Raw genomic sequence first — 16872 nt, forward strand, 5'->3', positions numbered from 1 at the left:
TCACATCTATTGCAGCCATGTCTCGGAGCTAACATTATGAAAATAAAAAATCTCAATCGTTATCGCGCGCCCATAGTGACGGCTATCGAATCCGACGCTCAAAAACACATTAACTCTTGGTGGCGCGTCTCTAGCCTAAGTGCTGCTGTACTTGGCATGATGTGTATGACCATGTCCCAAGCCGCTGTGAATCAAGACGGGGTAGTTAGTAATATTGGAGATCTTAGTATTTATCAGCCGGCTTCTGCTGCGCGTACTAACTTGATGATGATGATTGATACTTCAGGTTCGATGGGTATCAGCTCCTTAGTGCTACCTAAAAACAATCTCTACGGTAGCCCAGGGGATGTTGATGAGCCGTTATGTAAACGAGTAGATGTTGGTGAGTATCAGTCTAACCGTACAAATACCAATAAAATTTTTGAGTGGGCGTATAACCTGACTGATGCCTCGACCGGCGGTAACACTTCTATTAAAAGAAGTGTCACTATCGGTGGACAAGTTATTCCCTATTATGTGCGCGGCTGTATTAAAACATTTGGATCTGGAAGTGCATCGAGAACGGTAACAGAACTTGATAGACTTTCTCGATTAAAGGATGCTCTATTACCACTGCTTGCTGGGGATCAAATTGATAATAAAGTTTATATGGGTCTTGGGCAGTTTTCATCCAAAACCAATATCAGTATTGGTACGGCAAGGAATAAACTGATCGATGGTCACTCGGGTCGAATAGTAGTGCCAGCCGCGCCACTATCCATTGCCCAACGTCAAAAAATTGCGCGGGCACTTGCAGAAATTCAATCACTGGATACTACTACTAACCAAGACGGTACACCAAATCCTGATTTAAAACTATCCAGTAGCACCTATCCTGATGTGAGTAAGTCATCTAGCGGTACGCCTACCGCTCACGCCTATGCCGAAGCAGGCGCGTACATGATGGGAACTGGGACGGGGGTCGATCCGTCTTTAAATGTTAATTCAGTAAGGGTGATTTATGACGGTTCTATGGTTAAACAAAAGTCAGCCACTGAAGATAAGCAAATCTATTTTGTTTGTATTGAATTAGGGACAGTCCATAATGCTAACGCTCTTGGTATTCCTGTAAAGCAGTGTATTAATAATTGGCCTAGTCGAGATGGCAATAATATTGCTAAAGGCACAGTCAATGGCGGTATTTATTATCCCTTAACATCAGGCGGCTGGGGTCGAGTTGCTGACCAAGCTGATTTTAAGGCTAAATTTTTAGCTGCCACAGGTACAGCTGTTAATATGACAAGCTCGTGGGATACCTATGAAAAGTTACCTGTCGGTTGGCGTTATGGTGGTTGGCTAAAAGTGGCACAAGAACCGCTTGATATTGAACCCATTGTGGGAACAGTTTGGGGTTATGGTGACGGCATCACAGGACTGGTATCCTATCGCGTTAACCCCTTTACCTTTACTGAAGATCAAAAAGACAATCTTATAGGTGGCTTTCGCTATTCTGTTGCTGAGTCCAAAAAAGCAACTGGCGATACCTATATTCAGGGTAGCAGTACCGAGCAGTGTGACAGTAATGGTATCTATTTCTTAACCGATGGCGCGCCCAACTCGACCAAAGACGATATGGCACAAACCATTATTAATCACTCATTGACAACCAATTATGGCATTCAAACTAAACCAACAGGGTTGGCGTCTCCTAAACTACAGTCTAATCTTTTTGCTGGTGAAACCGGCGGCTGGGAATATATTGGTGAGTATGCCAAGCGCTTATATGATCCTAACCTAAACCCCGCAAAAGCTAGTATTAGAACAGCAGTTGCCGGCTTTGGCTCATCGTTTGCAGGAATCCCAAAAGATAAGTATGGTAACTACCTGTGTGATCAGGCAACCAATCAAGATGCAAAAAACGCCTGTAAGTGGGGTGGCCCTGACTATGGCAACGGTGGTTTCTTTTACGCGGAAACCTCACTTGATATTGCTAATAGTGTGCAGAAATTTATCACTGATTTAAATCAAACCATTAATACCACACCAGCTGGTACTATTACTGTTCCAGATGACCCTTATCAAACCAGTACGACGTTGCCCTATGCCTATCTGCCTATGTTAGAACCTAAAGTAGGAGATACGTTTAAAGTATGGCCGGGCAACCTTAAAAAGTATGAAACTAAAAACGGTACATTGTATGGTCAGGGAAACAGACGACTCTATAATGATGCAGGTGGGACGTTAAATGATGCCGCAGCTGATCTATGGGCCCAGTCTCCTACCAGTACAGCAGGTAATTCTGCTGTAAATAGTGGGGGTTTTTATGCTCGCTTAGTAGCACCAAATTTTAGCTCGCCTGCTAGCACACGCAATGTATTCTTCGAAAACTATCAAGGACTTAATAATACAAAAATCCCTGAGGGTGTGGTAAAGATTGGCGTTGGTGATAATGGAACGCCGACCGGTTTTCCTCAAATTAACGATAGCGTGTATAGTTCTGGCGGCAAAACGCTTCTTCAATCCAAGCGTATCATGCTCAATTTCTTAGGCTACAATGTTGACTATACTGAAACTAATGTCCCGTTTATCGATACAATGGATATGAGGCAGTCAAAATACTTTCCGACTCAAGCAGTTCGGCAAGTCGGTGGAGTCGTGCATTCAAAGCCTGCATTAGTCTCTTATAGTGCGGAAGTTAATGAGTCGGGTAACATCACCGCCAATAACCGAGAAGACTATTTATTATTTGGTTCGATGGATGGTGCGTTGCACTTAGTAGATGCCAATACAGGCGAAGAAAAATGGGCATTGGTATTACATGAGATGTTCCGTAAACAATCAGAAGCTTTAGTAAAAGAAGCGATGGGCGGTTTAAGCTTTGGGGTTGATGCTCCATGGCTGGTGAGTGCCAAATATCGTTACAGCAGCACTACGTTAGGAGATCAAAAAACCCGCAAAGTTTCCTTATATAAACCTGATAGCAGTAACGTAAATGACGTCACTAATACAAGCAATTTCTTGTCAATGGCGGCTTACGGTGGTTTCCGTATGGGCGCTGATGGATTATATGCTTTAGACTTAGCTGACAAAAATGCGCCAAAAATACTATTTAGTATTACGCCGGATATTACTAGTACAACAGCAAAATTGCATAGAAATGACAATGGTACTCAGGTCACTGTTAATAACAATGACTATAGTAATGTTGGGCAGATCTGGAACACAGTCACCACGGCTCGAGTAAATGAAGGCGCTAGTGACACTAAATACAAAGACGTCATCGTATTTGGTGGTGGTTATGACATGCAGTATGAAAACCCACAGTTCGTACCAACATCAGTAGCAAAAGGCAGCTCTATCTATGTGAGTGATGCCAAAACAGGTGAAAAATTGTGGTCTTGGAACAATCCCTATAATCATAGTGTCGTTGCTGGTGTTACGCCGCTGGATCGTAATAACGATGGTTTATTTGATCATTTATACTTTGCAGATTTAGGTGGCAACGTATTTCGTGCAGACTTCATTAACGAAAAGAAAAAAGCATTTAAAGAAGTACGCGTTGTTCGAGTGCTCAATGCTTCTGAAAATGTCACTGCATTACCATATCGCTTCTATGCTCGTCCAGTAGTAAGTTTTTATAGAGACAAGCAAAGTAAAATATTTGCCCTTGTAAACATTGCCTCTGGGGATCGTAGCTCACCATTAGCTAAGCGACGCAATACAAAGGCATTAGCCAATCGTCTATATGGCATTATTGATACTGATGTTACTCGTAATGATCTTTTAGAAATCAGTGCAACCTCAACACTTAAGATTAAGGACTTAAAAGAAATCGATGATTTGATAGAGCTAGGCGGTAAAAATTTAGAAAATGAAGCGGCTAAAATTAAAGAGATTGAGAGTTTAGTAAATAAGAAGAAGCAAGGTTGGTACTACCCATTGACACGTTTTGCAGGGTTTGAGAATGTCTCACATGTAAAAGCCATGGGCGACTATCGCGTCATGAACAATTATCTATTTATGTCAGTATATGACCCTAATATGTCGTATGGCAATAATAGCCTCTGTGAGGCACAGACGCTTGGTGGCTCAGAACAGCAAATGTATTGCCTACCTTATGGTGTCTGTATGGATAATACTTCTAAAACCGGGACAGGTGGCTTTACACCAGCAGGTAAGGGTATTCAGGAGCTGACACTTGGTGCTGTGAATGCCAATAACTTAGACACTACGGTATTGATTGGTACGCAAAGCTTGACAGATCGTGCCAATGATCTTATCAGCTATGGTAATGATAATAAGAAAGATACGGCACCTAAAAATCCACCAGCAGGCGGCTATCCAAATGGTAATGACCCGTATGCAGGTATTACAAAAGACAAGGGTGATGGCTCTATGGCAAGCATACTATTCAAAGAGCGTTATGTGCTAAAACCAACGCAATGGTATGAGAGCAACTAATGGCTACCCCTGCTGATAATAAACCTAATAGCAAAAATAGAGGTTTTACGCTCATTGAGCTGATGGTGGTCGTGATGATTATTGCTATTTTGGCAGCAATTGCGATACCGAGCTATCGACAGTATGTCATCAGAAATGCTGAAAATGATGTGCAGGCAAAGATGCTCCAACTAGAGCTTCAATTGGAGCGCTGGCGTTCATCAGCTTTGACTTATAAAGGCTTCCAGCCGCAAGTTGTCAGTAGTGGTAATAATGTAAGCTATGGCTACGATACTGCCAATACGACTATTTATGTACCGCAAGGTAGTGATGCGACCAACTATCGTTATCAGATTACCCTTGTCGATGGTGCAACACCAACCAAGTCATTGGTAAGTACGGGGCTGGATAATAGTACGGGTCGTACATGGAAGATGCTGGCGACACCTAATAGCACAGGCACATTTAAAAATGCGAAAAATATACTAATGGTAAGTACAGGTCTACGTTGTCAAAGCAAGACTACTATGGCGATTACAGCAACTGATTGCGGTATAGATGGGGAGAGCTGGTAATGAATACATCAACAAATCGTCAGTTAAGTGGAATATCTGAAACGCAGCGTGGTTTTACTCTAATCGAGATGATGATCGTCGTCGCTATTATTGGTATCCTGGCTGCTATCTCTTACCCAAGCTATCAGCAATACGTCATCAAATCTAAACGCACCGATATGATGAGTGAGATGCAGAATATTGCTTCAATCATAGAAAGTCGTAAGCTAGCACAAGGTAGTTATAGCAACGCGCTAAGAACAGGGCTTACTGGTAATTATCCTAAGCAAGGCACTGCGCTTTATAACGTCACTGTCGAAACAATAGTTGCACCAGTTTCGCCACCACCAGATCCACCACCTCCGCTAGATCCTCTTACGTCCAAATGGATCATTACCGCAACGCCAATAACAGGAACGCAGATGGCTAATGATGGCACAATGACGATCAACTATGTAGGGATTAAGTGTCGAGTGATTAAAACAATTAATACTTGCGGTACAGATGGCGAATGGAATAAATAACAAATTTTTGAAGGGAACTGACAAGAAACGTCATGTGTATTTACTTTTTACTCCTAAAATACAGTAAAACTGACAATTTTCAGTAGGTTAAGCGTAACATAAAGTGTCGATTATTATACCAATGAAATTTATTACGCATAAATAATGAAAGTAATTAGGTACTTACAGGAATTATATACTATAGATAATGATTTTGGCATGTTATATGCAATATTTATATTAAGAGAAAAATACATTATATCCCTAAAGATAAAACGTGCTAATAGCCCCTTATCTTTATATACCCCAAAAGGAGTTCATATGAACACTACTATCCAAAAAGGTTTTACCTTAATAGAACTAATGATCGTTATCGCGATTATTGGTATCTTAGCAGCAGTTGCATTACCTGCTTATCAAGACTATACTACTAAAGCTAGAGTATCAGAAGTTTTATTAGCAGCATCTGCCTGTCGTACTAACGTGTCTGAGGTTTATCAAAGCACTACTACACTACCTACAGCAGGTAACTGGGGTTGCGAAGTAACAAACCCCACTAAATATGTTGCATCTGTACAAACAACTGCTGCTGGTAGCATAGTGGTAACTTCTTCTGCCGATCCAAGTTTAAAAGCTGCGGCAAGTAAAGCTATTGCAATGGTACCTTTGGCTGCACCAGTTACAGCTGGTGATCCTGGTATAGCTGCGATACCAGGTACTGCCATTAGCGAATGGAAATGTGGTCCTATAAATGGTAATAACGGTATGCCTAAAAAGTTCTTACCAGGTACATGTCAAGCTGCTATCACTGCAGCTGAAGTAAGGGGTGCTAGATAAGTACTGATGTTTTATCTAATGCCTCATATAAAAAAACCAAACATTATGTTTGGTTTTTTTACGTCTAGGTTGCTAAAAACTATATACAGCCAAATATTATGAAGGTTATGCGAAGATGAAAAAGCGTACTAAGTATTCATTTGTACATTTTATATTATCGCTATTTCTAGCCTTAACAATCGCTGTATTTATAAAAACACAATGGTATCCTTCATCACTTTTTAAAGCTACCGGTGTGCTACCTATTTTTATAGCGATAATCATTGTGCAGGTCGTGCTTTGGCCTTTGTTAAGCTTATTTGTATATAAAGAAAATAAAAAATCTTTGCGATTTGATTTAATATCTATTGTTATAGTGCAACTGGGGTTTTGGATGTTTAGTCTGTATGGATTAGCACAAGGTCGACCTGCCTGGGTTGCATATACGTTTGAACGCTTTGAGCTTGTAAAAGCTAATGAAATTGTCATTGCGGATTTAGATAGTGTAAATTCTGATTTTAAGTCGCCTACTTGGACAGGTCCTCAGTTTGTGGGAACAACGCTGTCTGAAGATGCTGAGGTCCGCTCAAAGCATCTATTAGAGGAAGTGCTGGGTGGAATATCGATAGCCCAAAGACCAGAGCAATACGTTGGTATAGATATAATGAAAGATAGAATGCTAAAAGAACAACAAAGCTTAGCAGAATTAAGTAAATATAATGAAATATCTAAAGTAGATAAAGTAATAGCTTCTTATCCTGATGCTCATGGTTATATTCCTCTAAGAGCTCAAAAGGTAGATATGGTTATTTTATTAGACAATTCGGGAACACCGTTACAAATAGTCGATTTACGTCCTTGGGAATAAATTTGAAATAGTGTCCCTAGATATATTAATATTATTTTACCTGACAATAAATACTAAAAGAGCCAAACATGAAGTTTAGCTCTTTTGACAACTCAAGTTAACTTTATTTAAACAGTTACTTCTCTAAATACTGAATCTTACCTTCGACACCATCCCACTTTTCAGCTTCTGGCAATTGACCTTTCATCTCAGTGATGTTGGGCCACTTTTGCGCCAGCTCTTCGTTTAGCTGGGTAAACACCTCTTGCCCTTTCGGTACTTCATCTTCTGAGAAGATAGCATTAGCAGGACATTCAGGCTCGCATAGCGCGCAGTCGATGCACTCATCAGGGTCAATGACAAGGAAATTCGGCCCTTCATAAAAGCAGTCTACAGGACAGACTTCCACACAGTCGGTGTATTTGCAAAGAATGCAGTTCTCTGTAACGACAAAAGTCATAGTACTGTCTACCTGTTATTGGTCTAGCTTGAAGGGCTAACTAGAATAGTTGGAAAATAAGGCGTATTTTAGCGCCTTTACGACAAATTGACAATTCCCTTTAATAACTAATGATTTCCTTTAGATGATATAGTAAATCATGTGCCTGCTTTGGCGTTAGGCTGTCAGGGTCGATAGCCTGTAGCTCATCTTGTAAGATAAATAGCTGATTTTGTTGGGGAATATATGTATTTCTTTGTTTTTTATCAAGATTCCTGATGTTTGATTTCTCTATATTACTATCATAAGTCTGTTGGCGTTTATCCTTTACCGACTTAGCTAATTCATTTTTGTCATCATTAATACTTTCGTTATCTGGTTTTAGATTGTCTATGCTTAAGTTATCTACTAAATAACGCTTGGCATCATTAAGCACTTGAGTTGGGATACCCGCCATTTTTGCCACATGTAATCCAAAGCTGGAGCTTGCTGCACCATCTTTAATTTGATGCAGTAGTAGCAGTTGACCGTCGATTTCGCTAGCAGCGACATGAACATTACGAATATTGGCATGATTGCTTGAATTATTTTCTATGTTGTTTTCTGTGTTATTTTGCGCCAATTTTGTCAGCTCAAAATAATGGGTGGCAAATAATGTCAGGCAGCCAATCTCTACCAATCGATTAACGCAAGCATGAGCGATTGCCAAGCCATCAGTGGTGGCTGTACCGCGTCCGACTTCATCCATAAGCACCAACGATTTATTGGTTGCTTCGTTGAGAATATTAGCGGTTTCAATCATCTCCACCATAAAGGTTGATTTGCCACCTGCCAAATCATCAGCCGAACCAATACGGGTAAAGATACGGTCGATATCACCAATATGAGCGCTAGCTGCTGGCACAAAGCTACCACAATGCGCCAGTAGAACAATCAGCGCGGTTTGACGCATATAGGTCGATTTGCCACCCATATTAGGGCCAGTAATCATTAATAATCGCTCAGGGTTTGCATGACTGCCCAATGCACAATCATTGGCGACAAAATGACTGCTGTGTTTGGCAGGATTATTTTGATGAGTGTGAATAGGATTTAGTACAGCTTCTACAACAACATGACGACCTGCTTTGATATCAATACTGGTTTGACTGTTATTATTCAAGCCATTTTCTGAGTGACTGTTTTCTAAGCTATTATCTAAGATGCTGCTCTCTTTTGAGCCGTTACTCATGACTGGACGCTGCCAGTTATAAATGGTTGCAAGTTGCGCCCAATTACTGAGTACATCTATCTGGGCGATAGCAGCACTCAGTTGTTGCAGTTCGGCTAGATGGTCGCTGAGTTCAGTTAAGATTTCGTGATACAGCTGCTTTTCGCGAGTCAATGCTAAGCTTTGCGCGCTTAGATATTCAGTTTCGACTGTTTTTAGCTCGTCAGTGATGAATCGCTCGCTACTTTTCAGCGTTTGCCGACGGATAAAATGCGCTGGTGCATTTTTTGCCTGCATTTTAGGCAACTCGAAATAAAAGCCGCTCACTTTATTAAAGCCTACTTTTAGACTGGGTAATTGGCTCTCTTGACGCGCACGCTCTACCATTTCATCCAATGTCACTTGGATATTGTCATGCAGATGAGTCAGGCGATCAAACTCTGCATCATAGCCTGCGGCTAACATGCCACCATCACGAATATGCGCCGGTGGCTCTACGATAATAGCTCGCTCAATAAGCTCGGCGACGGATTGTACGGCAGGTAACTGCGCAGGCAATTGCTGCATGAGCATGGGTAATAAGCCAGTATCCTCATGGCTGATACCTGATTCAGTTAGCAAACTAGTAAGCTGGGTGCTACTTGCAATACCGTCTGCAAGCTTACGTAAATCGCGTGGCTTGGCGCTTAACAGACCGATACGGCTACTAATACGCTCAATATCGCCGATAGCATTTAAAGTCTCACGTAAGCTTGTAATTAATGAGTCATTTTCTAGATTTCGATTAATATTTTTGTTTTCGACAAAGTAATTATCTATATTTAACAAACTGGTTATCGCATCTAAACGCAAATTAATACGCGAATGCTGACGCAGTGGGCGTTTCATCTGCTGCACGAGTAAGCGTCGACCCATCGGCGTTTGACAATGATTGAGGACAGATATCAATGACGTACCATTACTGCTAACAGGCGTAAATAGCTCAAGGTTTTGCTGACTATTGGCATCAATGATTAAATAGTCATCATTATATTCAACGATCAGCTGATTAAGTTGTGGCACATGACGCTGCTGAGTTTGCCGCGCATAATGTATTAGCGCCGCACAGCTAGACTGGGCAAGTGGTGCATCGCTAATACCAAGCCCATCAAGACGCTGAACCTCAAACTGTTGGCATAGAGTTTCGCTGGCATGCTCACGGTGGAAATCATTGCCCGCAACTTCAACAATAGGGCAGTCGAGATTTTGCCTTAGCCATAGCGTCCAATCTTCACCGATACGGTCGTTAAGTGCTTCGCTAACGATACATTCGCTAGGCGCAAAACGTGCCAGCACCGTGAGCATTTGGGTTTGTAAAGCTTCAATATCATCTTGATTAGCGCTGATCGTTTGCGTCGTCAAAGTCCCAGCGGCTAAATCCATTTGGCTAACGGCAGCTTGCACAGGTTGTTTGCTGTTCGATTTAGGAATCTCGATATCAATAGCGACGACAGTCGGGGTGTGATTGGGCGCAATGAGTGCATCGTCAGTAATAGTCCCTGCGGTCAGCGTTTTGACCACTTCACGGCGCATAATAGTGCCAGCAGTAGATTTGCTCTTATCTTTCTTCTGCTTATCGCCCATCGTCGGAGCATTGGACGGGTTATTTGCATTGTCAGTGCCAGTAGCTGATTCATCGATTTGTTCACAGACAACGACGGTTTGCCCAGCAGCTATCAATCTTGCCATATAACTATCTGCAGCATGAAAAGGGACACCTGCCATCGCAATCGTATTACCTGCTTTATCGGTACCTCGACGGGTTAAAGTAATGTCCAATATCTGTGCCGCGCGTTTGGCATCATCAAAAAATAACTCGTAAAAATCACCCATCCGATATAACAGCAAAGCTTGAGGATAGTTAACCTTCATATTGAGATATTGCACCATCATTGGCGTATGATCTGCCAAGTGGTAGGTTGTATCGCCTATGACCAATGAGTCAGAGTCAACTGGCACAGATTTTGAAGTGGGTTTAATAAGATTGTTATTTTGAGCAGAAGGTTTAACTGGCATGCAGAATCTCTTAAGTTGTCTTTTTTATTTATTAAATAGGGGTGTTTAAATAAGTTTGGCTAGATAGAAGGCTTTAGATATAAAGGCTTTAGATATAAAGGCTAATAATAATCGGTTCAAAATAAAATAGATCATCTAAAAAGTGTGCTGGCAATAAGCAAAAAAATTGAAAAACATAGGTTTATAAGTGTTATTTTAACACGTCCTATCACCTTTTTACGTCGGCAAATATCTGCTAACTGCCCTTGTATCCATCGCCGTCATAACCATATATAATGACGTCACACTTAATTGGGCGATATTTTATTGGACTGTCTTAAATTGGACAGTAACCAGCCAAATAATTAAAAAAACAGCGAGTAAAGCGTTGTCATGCGCACTAATTATCGAATATTTCCATAGGTCAAAAAATTATGTTATCAAAGATTATAGGCAGTGTCGTTGGCACCAAAAATGAGCGTGAGCTTAAACGCATGCGCAAAGTGGTCAGCAAAATCAACGCATACGAGGCTGCGATACAAGCCCTGTCTGATGAGCAATTACAACAAAAAACTGAAGAATTTAAAGTAAGACACCAAGGCGGCGAAAGTCTAGATGCCTTATTGCCAGAAGCGTTTGCGGTTTGTCGTGAAGCGTCTTTACGGGTTAACGGTATGCGCCACTATGACGTGCAGCTGATCGGTGGTATTACCTTGCACGAAGGTAAAATCGCTGAGATGAAGACCGGTGAGGGTAAAACATTGATGGGCACCTTGGCCATGTACCTCAATGCCATCAGTGGCAAAGGCGTACATTTGGTGACGGTCAACGATTATTTGGCGGCACGTGATGCGGAATTAAACCGTCCCTTATTTGGCTTTTTGGGCATGACGGTCGGCGTGATTTACTCGCAGCAACCACCACAAGAAAAAGTCGATGCTTATCAAGCGGATATCACTTACGGTACCAATAACGAGTACGGTTTTGATTATTTGCGCGATAACATGGTCTTTAGTTTAAAAGAGAAAAAGCAGCGCCCGCTAAACTTCTGTATTATCGATGAAATTGACTCTATTTTGATCGATGAAGCTCGTACGCCGTTGATTATCTCGGGTCAAGCTGAAGATTCATCACGCATGTATGCGCTGATTAATACCATTATTCCCGTGCTTATTCGCTCAAAAGACGAAGAAGCCAATAAAAATAATGAAGAAGAAGATTTTTGGATTGATGAGAAAAATCGCCAGATTGAGATTAGTGAAAAAGGCTATGAGAAGATTGAGCGCTTCTTAATCCAAGTCGGTGAGCTTGGCGAAAACGAAAGTCTTTATAGCCCAAGCCGTTTGCCATTATTGGCTCACGTACAAGCGGCGATTCGTGCCCACCATGTCTTTGTCAAAAATATCCATTATATTGTTGATGATGGCGAAGTGGTTATCGTTGATGAAAACACCGGTCGTACTATGCCGGGTCGTCGTTGGTCAGAAGGTCTGCATCAAGCCGTTGAAGCCAAAGAAAATGTTGAGATCCAAGCCGAAAACCAAACCCTTGCAACCACCACATTCCAGAATTTTTTCCGTCTGTATGACAAACTGTCTGGTATGACGGGTACCGCTGATACTGAAGCGGCAGAATTTAAATCAACTTATGATTTAGACGTCATTGTGATTCCAACGCATGAGCCGATTGCTCGTGTCGATATGGATGACCAAATTTTCTTAACCAAGTTAGGAAAATATAAAGGCATTATCCGCGAGATTCAAGAGATTCAGGCAAAAGGCGCGCCAGTATTGGTTGGTACGGCAACGATTGAAGCCAGTGAAGAATTGTCTTATCTGCTCGATCAAGAAGGCGTTAAGCATAATGTGCTAAACGCTAAGCAGCATGAGCGTGAAGCAGAAATTATCGCTCAAGCAGGTAGCCCAAAATCAGTTACTATCGCGACTAACATGGCAGGTCGTGGTACCGATATTATCTTGGGTGGTAACTGGCAGTCATTTATCGAAGATATTGATTCGGTTAGTCCCGAAGAAATGGCGCGTCTAAAAGCCGAGTGGCAAATTAAGCATGACCAAGTCGTTGCGGCTGGTGGTTTACATATTATTGGTTCTGAGCGTCATGAATCACGCCGTATTGATAATCAGCTGCGTGGTCGCGCGGGTCGTCAAGGTGACCCTGGGATGTCACGTTTCTTCTTATCGCTTGAAGATGACTTGATGCGTATCTTTGCTGGTGATCGCGTCGTAAACATGATGCGCGCCATGGGTCTCAAAGAAGATGAAGCCATTGAACATAAAATGGTTTCAAAGTCGATTGAAAACGCCCAAGGTAAAGTAGAAAGTCGCGATTTTGATGCGCGTAAAAACCTACTGAAATACGATGATGTGGCCAATGACCAACGTAAAGTCATCTATGGTCAGCGTGATGATTTACTGGCAGAGATGGATTTGTTAGAGGCCATTAAAATCATGCATCAAGAAGTTTATAATGCCATGATTAACCAGTTTATTCCGCCAGGCTCTATCGATGACCAGTGGAATATTGATGGGTTAGAGGATGAGCTCGAGAACGAATTTAAGATTGCAATGCCCATTAACGATTGGCTTGATGAAGATCGCCGCCTAGATGAAGAAGGCTTACGAGCTAAGATCATCGAAACAGCCTTAGACCGTTATCACAGTCGCCGAGAGCAAATGGGCGAAAAAGATGCTGCCCAGCTTGAGCGTCATTTTATGCTGCAAAGTTTAGATAAGCACTGGAAAGAGCATTTAACCCAAATGGATCAGCTGCGTAAAGGTATTCATCTACGTGGTTATGCACAGAAAAACCCTGAGCAGGAATATAAGCGTGAGTCATTTGAGCTGTTTCAGATGATGCTAGGCGCGATCAAGTCTGAGACGGTTCAAGACTTATCACGTGTACATATCCCGACCAAAGAAGAGCTAGAAGCATTAGAGATTCAGCAACGTGAAAATGCCGCCCATATGCAAATGCAGTTTGAGCATAGTGATATCGATAATATGGATGGTGGCGTTGAAATAGCTGCAGTGCAAAGCCGCAATGTCGTTGGTGGTAATACGAGTACTAGCGTAGCAGGTGCTATGGCTGGAAGTGGTAATGACACAGACCCATATGCTGGTATGAATATCAGCCGTAACGCCCCATGCCCATGTGGTTCAGCACTTAAGTATAAACAATGTCATGGCAAAATCTAAACCTAGCTAATATTCCTTGATTAAAAAGTCCTTATCGAATAGATAGTGACTTTTTTTATGCCCTGAGGAGTGATGGTTGAATAAAAATATCATCTACATTGTATTGATTACTTACAAATTCAATGTAGGCGCGCATTTGTGGACAGGCTATAGTGTCTAGCATAATTATTTGGGAGAGCATGATGAATGTAGCATTATTAAAACAGTGGCATCACTCTTTGGTTGTTACGGCATTATTGGCAGGAGCCTTGTCTATAACAGCCTGTCAGCCAAAGCAAGAAACAGAGCCAAGTCTAGAAGAGAGTATCAGTGAAGAGCAGGCAGTGCCTATGTCTGCTGAACCTGCAGAGCCAAGTGATGTGGTCGTAGATGCCCCCGCTAGCGAAGTCGCAGACGATACCGTAGCTACAGTAAATACTGGCGTCAATCAAATGACGTACTTATGCTCTCCTGAACTAGAAGTCGAAGCCACCTATAAAGACAACAACCAGGTGGTACTTGCGACTGCTAAAGGCACCGTCACTTTGACAAAAACCAATGAAGCCAGCAATCCTGAAGTATTTGAGGGCGCAACGGCTAGCGATGGTACGACAGGCTTTGTACAGTGGCGCGTTGCCCATCAAGATCGTGAAACGGGTGTGATGCGTACTGCTGGCACTGACACCAGTAATGTCACTACTTATGAATGTAAAAAGACCCAATAATAATTATAACGTTGATAGATAAGTTAATATAAAAAAAGCAACGTTCGCGTTGCTTTTTTGCTTTTGATTTCCACAAAATTCGAAACTCGACAGCTTATCTCTTATGAGCCGTATTTTGCTCATGTGCCAAAAACCCTTCTTCAGTAACATCGAGTTCTTCATGTTTGAGTTCGACTTCAATGCTGTCAGTATGCGTGTGTGTGGTTTTTTCAATGGCTATTTCTTGGACGACGTAAGTGTCCTTAGTAATGGTTGCGATTTGACGCGATAAAACAATCTCAATAGGCGCATCGCCAATCTCAACTTGTGTGCCATTAATAGTAACAACGGCTTTACTATCTAATGAAGGCTCCACATGACGCAATATGTCTTTATCATCATAGTTCCCTGACAATAGATCCTGACTTTCGGCATCCTGATAATCGGTACGTACCGTGATATATTCTTCTACCAGCTCAATAGGTACTTGAATAGTTTTGGTGCGAAAATGCTTGGTGACAGTTACTTTACCAACATCTAAGCGCTCTTTATTGACCACTGGGCGCTCTTCTAATAATTCTAGATAACCACCGTTAGTGTTATTAGTATCAGGTATATTTTCTGAAATACTTTCTTGTTTATTGCTTATTTTTGTTTGCTTCTGACTATGATCAGATGATAAATCGGATGAGGTTAAATCATCTTGCGTGCCACTAGCGGTATTATTGGTAAAGTCAGGATAGTTGGTATTAGGATAGTTATTTTCATTATTAGCATTCATGGTTGTTGTCCTTATTATTGTATATAAAAAAAGACCAGAGACGAGCTCTGGTCTTATCTACTGAGCAAATCACTCAGTGGCTAATGGCTGTCGTAGAGTATTGATTTAAATAGTATATAACAATATCACAAATACTCTTTAGATTATAAAACCATACGAATGCCTAGCCTATTACATACCACGAGCGCGGCGTACATCTTCAGCAGTGATATCATCACGGGTAAACAAATTGCCATCACGATCAATCACGTTACCATTATTATCGACATCTAGCTCTTCACGTTGAATGGTATCTACGATAGTCTCAGTATGACGTTCTGTCGTTTTACCAACATTCACTTCTTCTGTGACATAGGTCTCTTTATTGACATGAGCACGCTCAGCTTCTAGCTCAACTTCGATCGTCTCATTGCCATCGATATCACCGATACGGCGTTCAGTTGGGCGATTAACATTGGTACGTTCAATATTGGCATGCTCTTCTTCCAAGTCAACATTGACGTTACGCTCTTCAGTCACGACATGCTTACCGACTTTTACTAAACCTGCCACAATACGATCTTTATTAACAGTCAGACGTTCTTCTAATAGCTCTAACGTATTTGGTGCATCGTAATTATGGTCGGCAATTTCCATACGCTCAGCTTCTGGGATACTGTCAGCGACAAATGCCTGACGGTCTCTTTCATACTGTTCTTTATAGCTATACTGGTAATCATGGTCATAGACTTCCATCGCTTCGACCTGCGATTTGGTCAAGCTATCAAAGAATACGTCATCACCAACGATACGTGCTAAACCTGCTGGTACCAATACTTCTTTTGAGCTAAACCAGCCACCTGCATCGACGATTAAGTAACGAATGCGACCAGTAGTATCTTCTACCAATGCGCCTTCAATTTTACCGATTTTTTCTTCATTAACACCAAAAGCAGTCTTGCCAGTTGGGTCATAATAATCATCACCGATCAGATCACGGTGAGTTGCTTGGATATCTCTTAAACGAATAAGTTGGCTCATTATTATCTTCCTTTTGTATGAGTAAATTTCTTTTTATAAAATGGTTCATTGATATTCTTATACGAACTGTTATTAGATAAACGGTTCAAGCAATAGTATTTATTATAGCCAGTCGCTATCTCGACTTGTTGTTATCGTAACAGGACGATTTGGCATGAGATATATAAGCAAGGTAGCAAAGTGTGCGCTTGACGTAAGGGTGTGTAATAGGCTGTAAAGAGCATAATCACTATATAACCTTTAAGTTAAGGCTTTCCTACGCTAATACGTTTAAGCAGACGGGTGTTAATATTTTGACATAAAAAAACCGCATTGCTCAAAGCTACGCGGTTTTAGATTCTAATAATAAGC

At 41.5% G+C, this 16872-nt stretch carries 11 protein-coding genes; 7 read left to right on the top strand and 4 right to left on the bottom strand.

Annotation, left to right across the window (positions count from 1 at the left end; genetic code table 11):
• Window positions 1-36 precede the first annotated feature (36 nt).
• The 5 genes from FQ082_RS06495 to tfpZ all read left to right on the top strand — a co-directional run bounded on the left by FQ082_RS06495 (window position 37) and on the right by tfpZ (window position 7160).
• Window positions 37-4440 (top strand): pilus assembly protein PilC, encoded by a 4404-nt coding sequence (locus tag FQ082_RS06495; RefSeq protein ID WP_149492484.1) that lies wholly within the window; start codon window positions 37-39, stop codon window positions 4438-4440.
• On the top strand, window positions 4440-4994 hold the full coding sequence (locus FQ082_RS06500; RefSeq protein WP_149492485.1) for a type IV pilin protein: 555 nt from the start codon (window positions 4440-4442) through the stop codon (window positions 4992-4994). The genes FQ082_RS06495 and FQ082_RS06500 overlap by 1 nt, the downstream gene beginning before the upstream one ends.
• The gene (locus FQ082_RS06505; protein ID WP_149492486.1) at window positions 4994-5497 is read left to right on the top strand and encodes a type IV pilin protein; all 504 of its coding nucleotides are present in this window, start codon (window positions 4994-4996) and stop codon (window positions 5495-5497) included. Before FQ082_RS06500 ends, FQ082_RS06505 begins: the two co-directional genes overlap by 1 nt.
• A 300-nt stretch (window positions 5498-5797) precedes the next feature.
• Window positions 5798-6313: a pilin gene (locus FQ082_RS06510; protein WP_149492487.1), complete on the top strand. Its 516-nt coding sequence runs from the start codon at window positions 5798-5800 to the stop codon at window positions 6311-6313.
• A gap of 115 nt (window positions 6314-6428) precedes the next feature.
• The gene (gene tfpZ, locus FQ082_RS06515) at window positions 6429-7160 is read left to right on the top strand and encodes a TfpX/TfpZ family type IV pilin accessory protein (RefSeq protein ID WP_149492488.1); all 732 of its coding nucleotides are present in this window, start codon (window positions 6429-6431) and stop codon (window positions 7158-7160) included.
• 115 nt (window positions 7161-7275) lie between these two features.
• Here the strand turns inward: tfpZ and fdxA are convergent, their stop codons facing one another.
• Both fdxA and mutS read right to left on the bottom strand, forming a co-directional pair.
• The gene (gene fdxA, locus FQ082_RS06520) at window positions 7276-7599 is read right to left on the bottom strand and encodes a ferredoxin FdxA (protein WP_149492489.1); all 324 of its coding nucleotides are present in this window, start codon (window positions 7597-7599) and stop codon (window positions 7276-7278) included.
• 100 nt (window positions 7600-7699) lie between these two features.
• Window positions 7700-10843, bottom strand: coding sequence for a DNA mismatch repair protein MutS (gene mutS, locus FQ082_RS06525; RefSeq protein WP_149492490.1), 3144 nt, complete (start codon window positions 10841-10843; stop codon window positions 7700-7702).
• Window positions 10844-11256: 413 nt separating this feature from the next.
• On the opposite strand from mutS, the gene secA reads away from it, so the two are divergent.
• Window positions 11257-14037 carry a preprotein translocase subunit SecA gene (gene secA, locus FQ082_RS06530; RefSeq protein WP_149492491.1) on the top strand — a complete coding sequence of 927 codons (2781 nt, stop codon included), beginning with the start codon at window positions 11257-11259 and terminating at the stop codon, window positions 14035-14037.
• Between the two features lie 182 nt (window positions 14038-14219).
• Window positions 14220-14741, top strand: coding sequence for a hypothetical protein (locus tag FQ082_RS06535; protein WP_149492492.1), 522 nt, complete (start codon window positions 14220-14222; stop codon window positions 14739-14741).
• Window positions 14742-14835: 94 nt separating this feature from the next.
• Here the strand turns inward: FQ082_RS06535 and FQ082_RS06540 are convergent, their stop codons facing one another.
• Window positions 14836-15501, bottom strand: a complete 666-nt coding sequence (locus tag FQ082_RS06540) for a YsnF/AvaK domain-containing protein (RefSeq protein ID WP_149492493.1) — start codon at window positions 15499-15501, stop codon at window positions 14836-14838.
• A 171-nt stretch (window positions 15502-15672) separates the two neighbouring features.
• Window positions 15673-16521 carry a DUF2382 domain-containing protein gene (locus FQ082_RS06545; RefSeq protein ID WP_133103825.1) on the bottom strand — a complete coding sequence of 283 codons (849 nt, stop codon included), beginning with the start codon at window positions 16519-16521 and terminating at the stop codon, window positions 15673-15675.
• Between the last annotated feature and the right edge of the window lie 351 nt (window positions 16522-16872).

It is taken from the genome of Psychrobacter sp. ANT_H56B (assembly GCF_008369245.1).
Taxonomy (GTDB): Bacteria; Pseudomonadota; Gammaproteobacteria; order Pseudomonadales; family Moraxellaceae; genus Psychrobacter; species Psychrobacter cryohalolentis.

What these genes read in the sequence shown, in the direction of transcription:
- FQ082_RS06540 (WP_149492493.1), bottom strand. Translation starts at nt 15,501, where the DNA reads ATGAATGCTAATAATGAAAATAACTATCCTAATACCAACTATCCTGAC.
- fdxA (WP_149492489.1), bottom strand. Translation starts at nt 7,599, where the DNA reads ATGACTTTTGTCGTTACAGAGAACTGCATTCTTTGCAAATACACCGAC.
- secA (WP_149492491.1), top strand. Translation starts at nt 11,257, where the DNA reads ATGTTATCAAAGATTATAGGCAGTGTCGTTGGCACCAAAAATGAGCGT.
- FQ082_RS06505 (WP_149492486.1), top strand. Translation starts at nt 4,994, where the DNA reads ATGAATACATCAACAAATCGTCAGTTAAGTGGAATATCTGAAACGCAG.
- FQ082_RS06535 (WP_149492492.1), top strand. Translation starts at nt 14,220, where the DNA reads ATGAATGTAGCATTATTAAAACAGTGGCATCACTCTTTGGTTGTTACG.
- FQ082_RS06510 (WP_149492487.1), top strand. Translation starts at nt 5,798, where the DNA reads ATGAACACTACTATCCAAAAAGGTTTTACCTTAATAGAACTAATGATC.
- FQ082_RS06495 (WP_149492484.1), top strand. Translation starts at nt 37, where the DNA reads ATGAAAATAAAAAATCTCAATCGTTATCGCGCGCCCATAGTGACGGCT.
- tfpZ (WP_149492488.1), top strand. Translation starts at nt 6,429, where the DNA reads ATGAAAAAGCGTACTAAGTATTCATTTGTACATTTTATATTATCGCTA.
- mutS (WP_149492490.1), bottom strand. Translation starts at nt 10,843, where the DNA reads ATGCCAGTTAAACCTTCTGCTCAAAATAACAATCTTATTAAACCCACT.
- FQ082_RS06500 (WP_149492485.1), top strand. Translation starts at nt 4,440, where the DNA reads ATGGCTACCCCTGCTGATAATAAACCTAATAGCAAAAATAGAGGTTTT.
- FQ082_RS06545 (WP_133103825.1), bottom strand. Translation starts at nt 16,521, where the DNA reads ATGAGCCAACTTATTCGTTTAAGAGATATCCAAGCAACTCACCGTGAT.